General features: G+C 64.6%; 9 protein-coding genes. 8 read left to right on the top strand and 1 reads right to left on the bottom strand.

The window, feature by feature from the left end:
- Positions 1 to 96 precede the first annotated feature (96 nt).
- The gene (locus tag ACQ4WQ_RS15800; protein ID WP_326459189.1) at positions 97 to 738 is read right to left on the bottom strand and encodes a LysE family transporter; all 642 of its coding nucleotides are present in this window, start codon (positions 736 to 738) and stop codon (positions 97 to 99) included.
- A gap of 192 nt (positions 739 to 930) precedes the next feature.
- Between ACQ4WQ_RS15800 and ACQ4WQ_RS15795 the strand changes: the two genes are divergently transcribed.
- From ACQ4WQ_RS15795 to ccoS, 8 genes are all read left to right on the top strand, one after another.
- Positions 931 to 1,878 (top strand): DUF808 domain-containing protein, encoded by a 948-nt coding sequence (locus ACQ4WQ_RS15795; protein WP_046681768.1) that lies wholly within the window; start codon positions 931 to 933, stop codon positions 1,876 to 1,878.
- 84 nt (positions 1,879 to 1,962) lie between these two features.
- Positions 1,963 to 2,394 (top strand): inner membrane protein YiaA, encoded by a 432-nt coding sequence (gene yiaA / locus ACQ4WQ_RS15790; RefSeq protein WP_436498261.1) that lies wholly within the window; start codon positions 1,963 to 1,965, stop codon positions 2,392 to 2,394.
- Between the two features lie 41 nt (positions 2,395 to 2,435).
- The gene (locus tag ACQ4WQ_RS15785) at positions 2,436 to 4,547 is read left to right on the top strand and encodes an EAL domain-containing protein (protein WP_436498259.1); all 2,112 of its coding nucleotides are present in this window, start codon (positions 2,436 to 2,438) and stop codon (positions 4,545 to 4,547) included.
- A 195-nt stretch (positions 4,548 to 4,742) separates the two neighbouring features.
- Positions 4,743 to 6,410: a methyl-accepting chemotaxis protein gene (locus ACQ4WQ_RS15780; RefSeq protein WP_046681770.1), complete on the top strand. Its 1,668-nt coding sequence runs from the start codon at positions 4,743 to 4,745 to the stop codon at positions 6,408 to 6,410.
- Positions 6,411 to 6,435: 25 nt separating this feature from the next.
- Entirely contained in the window at positions 6,436 to 7,884 is a 1,449-nt protein-coding gene (gene hemN, locus ACQ4WQ_RS15775; protein ID WP_326459186.1) for an oxygen-independent coproporphyrinogen III oxidase, read from the top strand.
- A gap of 9 nt (positions 7,885 to 7,893) precedes the next feature.
- Positions 7,894 to 8,649, top strand: a complete 756-nt coding sequence (locus ACQ4WQ_RS15770; protein ID WP_326459185.1) for a sulfite exporter TauE/SafE family protein — start codon at positions 7,894 to 7,896, stop codon at positions 8,647 to 8,649.
- A gap of 10 nt (positions 8,650 to 8,659) precedes the next feature.
- The gene (locus ACQ4WQ_RS15765) at positions 8,660 to 11,089 is read left to right on the top strand and encodes a heavy metal translocating P-type ATPase (RefSeq protein WP_436498257.1); all 2,430 of its coding nucleotides are present in this window, start codon (positions 8,660 to 8,662) and stop codon (positions 11,087 to 11,089) included.
- A 2-nt stretch (positions 11,090 to 11,091) separates the two neighbouring features.
- Complete coding sequence (gene ccoS / locus ACQ4WQ_RS15760; RefSeq protein WP_046681774.1) at positions 11,092 to 11,268, top strand: cbb3-type cytochrome oxidase assembly protein CcoS; 177 nt, start codon at positions 11,092 to 11,094, stop codon at positions 11,266 to 11,268.
- Positions 11,269 to 11,467: the final 199 nt, after the last annotated feature.

Raw genomic sequence — 11,467 nt, 5'->3', positions numbered from 1 at the left:
TCCAGGCAGGACTTACAAGGAAGACATGCTACCGATTACATCCGCATAGTGCCGGCATCGCAAGCGGGCTTACAAATGTTTGCATATTCATCTCGCTCAGGATGCCGCCTGGCCACCGCGCTTGACGAAGAACAGGGCAGCGCCGACGGCCATCAGCAAGCCGCCAAAGAAGCGGTTCTGCTTTTTCACGGCGCGCGCGTCGCGGAAAAAGCGCTGCATCGACGAGGCGAGAAAAGCGTAGCTGTGCATGACGATCTGATCGATCGTGCACATGGTGACGGCCAGGATCAGCAGCTGCGGCAACAGCGGCGCTGCCGGACTGATGAATTGCGGCAATACCGCCACCATGAAAATAATGCCCTTCGGATTCGTCACGTTGGTCAGAAAGCCCGTCAGCACGCGCCGGCCCATGGAAGGCACCACGGCGTCCGCATGCAGGTCGCCCGTCACCGCCACCTTGGCGCGCCATTGCGACAGGCCCAGATAGATCAGGTACAAGGCGCCCACCGTCTTGACGATATTGAACGCCACTTCCGAGGCCAGCAGCAGGGAACCGACGCCGGCGCCGGCGATGCCCAGCACCACCAGCAGCCCCAGCTGCAGGCCCAGAATCGTGGCGCTGGCCTTTCTGACCCCGTACGACAGGCCGTGCGACATCGACAGCACGGCGCCCGATCCGGGCGAGACGGCGATGATGGAAGCGGCGATGACAAAGGTGATCCAGGTGGCGAAATGCATGCGGTGTCCAAAAAATGGTGACGATGAGCAATTTTAACCCGGTCGGTGCGGCCCTGCCGGCCCGCCCTGAGGTAAGATCGCTGTCACGCCTTAGCCACATCGTTCCTTGCCGTACAACCAAGAATAACATCATGAAAAACAACACTTTCCTCGCTCCACAATTTCCTGCCGCTACCGTGGGAGCGCGCTGAGATGGCCGGTTCCAGCCTGCTGGCCCTGCTCGACGACATCGCCAGCATCCTCGATGACGTTTCCCTGATGACCAAGGTGGCCGCCAAGAAGACGGCCGGCGTGCTCGGCGACGACCTGGCACTGAACGCGCAGCAGGTGGCCGGCGTGCGCGCCGAGCGCGAACTGCCCGTCGTCTGGGCCGTCGCCGTCGGTTCGCTGAAGAACAAGGCCATCCTCGTGCCCGCCGCGCTGGCCATCAGCGCGTTTGCGCCGTGGGCCATCACGCCGCTGCTGATGGTGGGCGGCGCCTACCTGTGCTTCGAGGGTTTCGAAAAGATCGCGCATAAATACCTGCACCCGGACGACAGCCACAAGGCCGAGCTGGCGCAGGCGCTGCGCGACCCGCAGGTCGACCTCGTGGCCCTGGAAAAGGACAAGATCAAGGGCGCCATCCGCACCGATTTTATTTTGTCGGCGGAAATCATCGTCATCGCGCTGGGCACGGTGGCCGCGGCCACCTTCGCCGAGCAGGTGGCCGTCGTCGTCGGCATCGCCATCATCATGACGGTGGGCGTGTATGGCCTGGTGGCCGGCATCGTCAAGCTCGATGACGCGGGCTTTTATTTGTCCGCGCGCAAGGGTGCGGGCGCGCTGATGGACGGCGTGCGCGGCTTTGGCCGCATGCTCGTGTCGGCGGCGCCGAAACTGATGAAATTCCTGTCCGTCGTGGGCACCCTGGCCATGTTCATGGTCGGCGGCGGCATCCTGACGCACGGCTGGCCGTGGGCCAGCGCCATGCTGCACCATGCGGAAGAAGCGGTGGGCAGCGTGGCCGGCATTGGCCCCGTGCTGGCCGCCGTCACGCCCAGCCTGATCAATGCGGTGGCCGGCCTGATCGCAGGCGGTCTGGTGCTGGCCGGCGTCACCGCCGTGTCGGCTTTGTTGCGCATGATCAAGCCAGGCAAATAAACTTTCTGGTCTGATGAGGCGGCAGGCGCATCCGTGCCTGCCGCCCCGGCCATGCCGGCGGCGCCCGCTGCCCATGGAGACCCTATGCAGACTTCCCCCGCCCCACGCCCCAGCAGCGCCTTTATCGGTGCTTCCTGGGCGGCATTGCTGATTGGCATCGTCACCTACCTGTCCGGCCTGTGGAACGCCACGATGGCCCTCAACGAGAAGGGCTATTACTTCACCATCCTCATGTATGGCCTGTTCGCCGCCATCTCGCTGCAAAAATCCGTGCGCGACCGCGCGGAAGGCATCGCCGTGACGGGGATTTACTTTGGCCTGTGCTGGATTTCCGTGCTGCTGGCCTTGCTGTTATTGACTGTCGGCCTGTGGAACGCTACTCTGCAAAATAGCGAGAAAGGGTTTTATGCGATGGCATTCCTGCTGAGCCTGTTTGCCGCCGTGGCCGTGCAAAAGAATGTGCGCGACGTGGCGCGCGCCTCGGCCACCACACCCGCCGAGCTGCCGGGAACTTAAGCACCAGCGGCGCATCTATCCCTTATCCATGTCGGGAGAGGATGATGGGCGACCAACAGAAACGTTTGCAGATGGCGCTGGAAGCGGCGCACATGGCGATCTGGGATTCGCGCATCGTCGATGGCCAGGTCATCGACGGCACGGTCAGCTGGTCGGCCAAGGGCGCTGCCTTGCTGGGCCTGGAGGAGCGCCCGCTGACGCAGCCGTTCCGCGTCTTTCTCGACTGCGTGCACGCCAGCGACCGCGACAAGGTGCTGAGCGTGCTGCAGGACGGCGTACGCCGGCGCGCCGGCTATGCCCTGCAATACCGCGTCATCTGGCCCGACAACAGCGAACACTGGCTGTCGGCCAAGGCGCACGTCTTCATGGATGACGCCGGGCATCCCGAACGCACCCTGGGCATCATCTGGGATATCACCGAGCACATGGCGCGCGAGCTGATGATCGCCGAACGCAAGGAACTGGCCGAAGTGACGCTCAGCTCCATCGCCGACGGCGTCATGACCACCGATCCGCACGGCAAGACGCGCTACCTGAACCGGGTGGCCGAGCAATTGACGGGCTGGACCAACGACATGGCGCAAGGCCAGGACATCGGCCTGACCATGCCGCTGGCCGATGAACGCACGGGCGCAGCACGCGAACACGTGGCCATGCGCTGCCTGCAACAGCGCCAGGCCATCGGCATTTCCCCCCACTCGCAGCTGATCACGCGCGAAGGGCGGCGCATCGCCATCGAGGAATCGGCCGCGCCCATCTGGTCGAGCGACGGCGACATCCTTGGCGCCGTCGTCGTGTTCCGCGACGTCAGCCACGAGCGCAAGCTGAGCCAGGAACTCTCGTGGCAAGCCTCGCACGACACCCTGACGGGCCTGATCAACCGGCGCGAATTCGAACACCTGGTGGCCGGTGCCCTGCACACGGCCAAGCAGGCCGGCCACGTACATGCGCTGCTGTACCTGGACCTGGACCAGTTCAAGGTCATCAACGACACCTGCGGCCACGGCGCCGGCGACGTGCTGCTGCAGCTGCTGGCCAAGATGCTGCAGGGGCGGATGCGCGACAGCGACATCCTGGCGCGCCTCGGCGGCGACGAACTGGGGGTGCTGCTGCCCCACTGCGCGCTCGGGCACGCGCGCCAGATCGGCGACCAGCTGCGCCAGTCCGTGCGCGAATTCCGTTTCGCCTGGGACGAACGCAGCTTCGAGCTGGGCGTGAGCATCGGCATCGTGGAAATCAACCAGGACAGCAAGTCCATGAGCGAGCTGCTGAGCGCCGCCGACCGCGCCTGCTACCTGGCCAAGGAGCAGGGCCGCAACCGCATCCATGTCTACCAGGAATCGGACGTCATGCTGGCGCAGCGGCATGGCGAAATGCTGTGGATCTCGCGCCTGAACGAAGCGTTCACGCACGATTATTTCCGCCTGTATGCCATGCCCATCGTGCACCTGAACGACGGCCCGGAACACCACGACGAAGTGCTGATCCGCATCCGCAACAGCAAGGGCGATCTGATCCTGCCCGGCGCCTTCATCCCCGCCGCCGAACGCTACGACATGATGCTGTCCATCGACCGCTGGGTCATCCGCGCCGTCTGCGCGCATATCCAGAGCGTGCGCGACAGCCTGCCGCCACTCGATGCGCTGGCGGAAAGCCGGCGCCGCGCACCGGCCCTGTATTCCGTCAACCTGTCGGGCCTGTCGCTGGCCGATGCCGGCTTGCACGACTACATCACCGAACAGTTCGTGCAATTTGCGATTGCGCCCGAGCAAATCTGCTTTGAAATCACGGAAACGGCCGTCATCGCCAACCTGCCGAAGGCGCAGGTGTTCATGCGCCAGCTCAAGGCCATGGGCTGCCGCTTCTCGCTCGACGACTTCGGCAGCGGCTTTTCCTCGTTCGGCTACCTGAAAGCGCTGCCCGTCGACTACCTGAAGATCGACGGCGTCTTCGTGCGCGACATCGCCAGCAACGCCATCAACCGCGCCATGGTCAAGGCCATCAATGAAGTGGGCCACGTGATGGGCTTGAAAACGGTGGCCGAATACGTGGAAGACGACGCCACCCTGGCCGTCATCCGCGAACTGGGTGTCGACTACGCGCAAGGCTACGCCGTGGGCAAGCTGCGTCCGCTGACGGCGGGCGTGGATTAGCCGCCGCTGGCAAGCAGTACCTTTCAAACAATGCCGCATTGCTATCGCTAAATGCGTACAAGCACGACCAATCTGGAGGATTTTGATCTACATCAATAAATTTGCGCAGGCGACTCCTTACACTGATCTCCATTCTTGCAATCGTGCAAGTCTTACTTACCAATTGCTCATTTAACCGATCAGGAAGCCGCGACCATGCGACAAAATTTGCCAGTGACTAACCGTGAAGTCCTCGTCTTGGACGATCAGGCCATCGTGTCGAAAACGGATATGAACGGCAATATCGTGTACGTGAATCCCTACTTCAGCCAGGTCAGCGGCTTCAGCGAGGCAGAGCTGCTCGGTTCGCCCCAGAATATCGTGCGCCATCCGGACATGCCGGCCGAAGCGTTTGCCGATCTGTGGGCCTCGATCCAGGCGGGCACGCCATGGACGGGCCTGGTCAAGAACCGCTGCAAGAACGGCGATTTCTACTGGGTGCGTGCCAACGTCACGCCCATCCGCGAAGCGGGCAAGACCATCGGCTACATGTCGGTGCGCGTGAAAGCCGACAAGGACCAGGTCAAGGCGGCCGAGGAAGCCTACGCGGCCATCCGCAACAAGGAAGGCGGCAACATCGTCATCAAGCACGGGCAGATCGTGCGCCCGGGCCTGGCGCACCTGCTGCACAACCTGACGCACATGTCGCTCAATCTGCGCATCTGGGCGGCCACCTCCATCGTCAACTGCCTGCAGTTGCTGGTGTGCGTCATCAGCCTGTTCGCCAGTGGCGGCAAGATCACCAATTACGCCATCTTCGGCGCCACCCTGTTCGGTTTCCTGATCAACGTCTTCCTCTGGTACACCTTGCGCATGTCCGTGCTCAAGCCGCTGGGCAAGGCCCTGAACGGCGCGCGGGCGATCGCCGCCGGCGACCTGTCGGGCAGTTTTGAAACGGACAGCACGGATGAAATGGGCCAGCTGCTGCGCGCGCTGCAACAGATGAACAGCAACCTGATCGCCACCATCCGCGACGTGCGCATCAACGTGGAAACCATGGCCGTGGCCACCAAGCAAATCGCCGTCGGCAATATGGACTTGTCGGGCCGCACGGAATCGCAGGCGGCCAGCCTGGAAGAGACGGCCTCGAGCATCGAGGAATTCTCGTCGACGGTGAAACAGAACGCGGACAACTCCGTGCAAGCCAACGAACTGGCCGTGGCCGCCTCGAAAGTGGCCGTGCAGGGCGGCGAGATCGTGGCCGAAGTGATCACCACCATGGACGAGATCAACACTTCGTCGAAGAAGATCGTCGACATCATCGCCCTGATCGAAGGCATCGCCTTCCAGACCAACATCCTGGCCCTGAACGCGGCCGTGGAAGCGGCCCGTGCCGGCGAGCAGGGCCGGGGCTTCGCCGTGGTGGCGGGCGAAGTGCGCAACCTGGCGCAGCGCTCGTCCGTGGCGGCCAAGGACATCAAGCAGTTGATCGAAATTTCCGTCGGCAAGGTGGGCGCCGGCATGCTGCAGGTGAACCGCGCGGGCGCCACCATGGAGCAGGTGGTCGGCTCCGTCAAGCAGGTGACGGCCATCATGCAGGAAATTTCCATCGCCTCGCGCGAACAGAGCATCGGCGTCGACCAGGTCAACCAGGCCATCGCCCACATGGACCAGGTGACGCAGCAGAACGCGGCCCTGGTGGAAGAAGCCGCCGCGGCCGCCACGCGCCTGGCGGAAGAGGCGGCCAGCCTGTCGCAAGCCGTGAGCCTGTTCAATTTCGGCAAGATGCCGCCACCGCGCCGCGTCGCCATGCCTGGCGGTAAATCGGGCGCTGCGGGCGCCGCGAACGCCGGCAAACCCGCCATGAAACGCCTGGCAGCCTAAACCTTTCAAGACATACAAACACATCATGCCTACACTACTCAGCAGTGCTTCCGCCGAACTCGATGCGGTCGTCGAATTCGACCCGGTCATCATCGGCAAGATGAGCCAGTCCGGCCCCCGCTACACGTCGTATCCGACCGCCGACCGTTTTCACGCCGACTTTGGCTATGGCAATTTCCTCGAAGCGCTGGCCGCGCTGCGCATGCGCGGCGGCCGCCGTCCCTTGTCGCTGTACGTGCACGTGCCATTCTGCGACACCCTGTGCTACTACTGCGCCTGCAACAAGATCATCACGAAAGACCGCAGCAAGGCCGCCACCTATCTCAGCTATCTGAAGCAGGAAATCGCCATGCAGGGCAAGCTGTTTGCCGGCATGAACCAGATCGAGCAATTGCACTTCGGCGGCGGCACGCCCACGTACCTGAGCGAAAAGCAGATGGACGAGCTGATGGCGCATTTGCGCCAGCATTTCGAGTTCGCTTCCGATGAGGACGGCGAATATTCGATCGAGATCGACCCGCGCACCGTGTCGCGCGAACGCGTGTTTTCCCTGCGCGCGCAAGGTTTTAATCGCATCAGCCTGGGCGTCCAGGATTTCGACGCCGACGTGCAAAAAGCCGTCAACCGCATCCAGCCGGAAGCGGAAACGGTGGCCATCATGCAGGCGGCGCGCGACGCCGGTTTCCGCTCGATCAGCATCGACCTGATCTACGGCCTGCCCAAGCAAAGCCTGGAGACGATGACGGAAACCTTGCGCAAGGTCATTTCCGCCAGCCCCGACCGCATCGCCCTGTACCACTACGCGCACATGCCGCATTTGTTCAAGCCGCAGCGCCGCATCCTCGACGCCGACATGCCCGACAGCGCCACCAAGCTGGCCATGCTGGGCCTGTGCATCGCGCGCCTGACGGCCGCCGGCTATGTCTACATCGGCATGGACCATTTCGCCAAGCCCACGGACGACCTGGCCGTGGCGCAGCGCCAGGGCCGCCTGCACCGCAATTTCCAGGGATACTCGACGCGCGCGGAAGCGGACCTGATCGCCTGCGGCGTGTCGGCCATCAGTTCCGTCGGCGCCGTCTACAGCCAGAATGAAAAGACGCTCGACGCCTACTACGAAAAGCTCGACGAAGGCGTGCTGCCGATCGCGCGCGGCATCAAGCTCGATACGGACGATTTATTGCGCCGTATCATCATCCAGATGCTGATGTGCAATTTCGAACTGTCGATCGCCACCATCGAGCAGGCGCACCCCGTCAAATTCCGCAGCTACTTCGCCGCCGAGCTGGAAAAGCTGCGCGAACTGGCGCGCGACGGCTTGCTTGTCATCGAGGAAGACTGGCTGACGGTGACGCCGAAAGGGCGCTTGCTGATCCGCAATATCTGCATGGTCTTCGACCGCTACCTGACCATGGCGCGCGCGAACGCCACGCCGGACGCGCCGCAGCCGCTGCGCTACTCGAAAACGGTGTAACACCACCCGATGAACGCCCTCAGCCTCGTGCCCATGTTCATGGTCGGCCTGGCCGGCAGCGTGCACTGCATCGGCATGTGCGGCGGCATCGTCGGCGCCCTGTCGATCAGCGGCGGAGCGCCGGCACCAGCGCGTCCCGTGATCGCCATCGCCGTGGCGCGCCCCGCGCTGCAGACGAACGTGCTGCGCGTGCTGGCCTACAACGGCGGGCGCATAGGCAGCTACATGCTGGCCGGCGCCATGGCCGGCAGCCTGGCAGGCGCGGGCATGCTGCACATGGCGTCCCTGCAAGTGGCCGGCTACTGGCTGGCCAACCTGATGCTGGTGGCTTTGGGCCTGTACCTGATGGACGCCTGGCGCGGCCTGGCTAGAGTCGAAGCGGCGGGCAATGTCGTCTGGCGCCGCGTGCGCCCCCTGCTGAAACCGCTGATACCGATGGATACGCCGTTCAAGGCGTTGGCCGTGGGCGGCCTGTGGGGCTGGGTGCCGTGCGGCATGGTCTACAGCGCGCTGCTGACGGCCATGCTGCAAGGTTCGGCATTGCGCGGCGCGGCCGCCATGGCCGCCTTCGGCCTGGGCACCCTGCCCACCCTGCTGGGCATGGGTTTGCTGGGCACGCGCTTGCGCACGCAGATGCAGCGCCGCTCCGTACGCATCGCCAGCGGCTTGCTGGTGCTGGGCTTTGGTTTGCTGGGCCTGCTGCGCGCCGCCAACGGCGTGTCACTGGGCTGGCTCGACGCCCTGTGCGTCACGGGCCATCCATGAAAAGAATTGTATGAATGCTGTCTTAAAACCGTCCGCCTGCTTCCATTGCGGCTTGCCCGTGCCTAGCGGCTCGAACTGGAACGTCACGATCGACGACGTGCCGCGTGCCATGTGCTGCCCCGGCTGCGAAGCCGTGGCGCAAACCATCGTCGACATCGGTCAGAGCGCCTACTACCGGGACCGGGACGAATATGCCGTCAACGCGTTTGACGCCACCCTGATGCCGCCCGAGCTGCGCCTGTACAGCAATGACGACGCGCAATTCGCGCGCGACGCCAGCAGCTGCGAAGCAACGCTCTCCGTCGAGGGCATCCGCTGCGCCGCCTGCGTCTGGCTGATCGAGCGCCAGCTGACGCGCCTGCCCGGCGTGCAGGCGGCCAGCCTGAACGTCGCCACGGAGCGCCTGTACGTGCGCTGGAGCCGCGCGCAGTGCGAGCCGGGCGACATCCTGCAAGCCGTGCGGCAAGTCGGCTACACGGCCTATCCGTATGACGCCGTGCGCCATGGCGAACGCCTGCAAAAAGCCAGCAAGACGCTGGGCCGCCAGCTGTTCGTCGCCGGCCTGTCGATGATGCAGGTGATGATGTACGTGGCGCCCGCCTACCTGGCCGCCGAAGATGGCACCCTGGACGACGACATGGCCAGCCTGATGCGCTGGGCCAGCCTGCTCTTGACCCTGCCCGCCATCTGCTATTCAGCCATGCCGTTTTTCCAGGGCGCCTGGGCCAGCCTACGCGCGCGCACCCTGGGCATGGACGTGCCCGTGGCGCTGGGCATCCTGGCAGCCTTCTTCGGCAGCGTGGTGGCAACCTTTACGGGCCGCGGCGAGGTGTATTACGACTCGGCCACGATGTTCATCTTCCTCTTGCTATGCAGCCGTTATTTCGAGCTGCAGGCGCGCCGCAAGGCCGCCTCGGCCCTCGAGCGCTTGCAGCACGCCTTGCCCGCCTCCGCGTCCTTGATGGCGGGCTTCCCCGACAACCGCGCCACCACCCTGGTGCCGGCCGGCAGCCTGGCCGTCGGCGACATCATCCTGGTGAAACCGGGCGAGGCGATCGCCGCCGACAGCGTCATCATCGAGGGCACGAGCGCGCTCGATTTATCGCTGCTGACGGGCGAGAGCGCGGCGCAGCGCAGAAAAACGGGCGAGCAGGTGCCGGGCGGCGCCATCAACGCCAGCGCCGCGCTGATCTTGCGCGTGCTGAAACCGGCGCGCGACAGCACCTTGTCCGACCTGTTGAAACTGATCGAGCGGGCCGGCAGCGGCAAGCCGCAGATCGCGCAGTGGGCCGACAAGGTCGCCGCCTGGTTCGTGCTGGGCCTGCTGCTGTTTGCCGTCGCCGTGTTCGCCTTCTGGAGCTGGCACGACCCGTCGCAGGCGTGGCCCGTGGCGATTGCCGTACTGGTCGTGTCCTGCCCCTGCGCGCTGTCCCTCGCCACGCCGACGGCGCTGGCGGCCGCCACCGACAGCCTGCTGCGGCGCGGCGTGCTGATCGTCCAGCCACACGTGCTGGAAACCCTGCACCGCGCCACCCACATCGTCTTCGACAAGACGGGGACGTTGACTCTGGGCCGGCCCGTGCTGAAACAGATCGAGGGCCTGGACAGCATGACGGAAGACGACTGCCTGCAAGTGGCCGCCGTGCTGGAAGCGGGCAGCGCCCATCCGCTGGCGCAGGCGATCCTGGCAGCAGCGGGAGAAACGCCGCGCACGCATGCGGAACAATTACAGGAAGTGCAGGGCCAGGGCCTCGAAGGCGTCGTCGACGGCGTGCGCTACCGCCTGGGCAATGCGGCCTTTGTCGCCGCCATCGCGGGCCCGCCGCTGGGCGACACGGCCGTCGGCATGCAGGGCATGACGCCGCTGTACCTGGGCACGCAGGGCCGCTGGCTGACGCGTTTCCTGCTCAGCGACGCGCTGCGCCCGGAAGCGCGCGACGTGGTCGCGTATTTCCAGCGGCGCGGCAAGCAAGTCGTGCTGCTCAGTGGCGACCAGGAAGCGCTGACGCAAAGCGTGGCGACGGAACTGGGCATCAACACGGCGTGCGGCGAATGCCTGCCCGATGAAAAGCTCGATTTCGTGCAGCAGCTGCAGGCGACGGGCGCCGTGGTGGCGATGGTGGGCGACGGCATCAACGACGCCGCCGTGCTGAGCGGTGCCGACGTGTCCTTCGCCATGGGTTCCGGCGCGGCACTGGCGCAGGCCCATGCGGACACGGTGCTGCTGTCGAGCCAATTGATGTCCGTGCTCGACACGGCCAAAACGGCCGCGCGCAGCATGCGCATCATCCGCGAAAACCTGGGCTGGGCCACGCTGTACAATCTGACGGCCATCCCGGCCGCCGCGCTGGGTTACCTCAACCCCTGGCTGTCCGGCGTCGGCATGGCTGCCAGCTCGGCCGTCGTCATCGCCAACGCCCTGCGCCTGCGGAAAGCCTGAACATGGAAGCACTGTATCTCCTCATCCCCTTGAGCGTCGTGGTCGTCTTCATCGCCCTGTGGGTATATTTCACGGCCTCGGACAGCGGCCAGTTCGACGACCTCGTCGGACCGGGCCTGCGCGTGCTGCAGGATGACGATACGACGGTCAAGCCGGCGCCCGGCGAACCGCATCCCTGACCTCACCAGCCCGGCCGGCGTCCCGCACGCCATGGCCGGCGCGTCTGCTCCCCCCCCCCCCCTTTTTGCAGGGATCTTGTACGGCTTTTTTGACCGAAATATCACTTTATTTCGATGCCAGTTCGCTACGCTTATTTCATCCGGGGAATTTTGATCCACATCAAAGTTTTTTCGCGGTCAAACACTTACTCTCTGGCCA

The sequence above is a fragment of the Janthinobacterium goodfellowi genome (genome assembly GCF_051380695.1).
GTDB lineage: Bacteria > Pseudomonadota > Gammaproteobacteria > Burkholderiales > Burkholderiaceae_D > Janthinobacterium.
The sequence above is the reverse complement of the archived record's forward strand: the minus strand, read 5'-3'. Positions and strand labels throughout refer to the sequence as shown.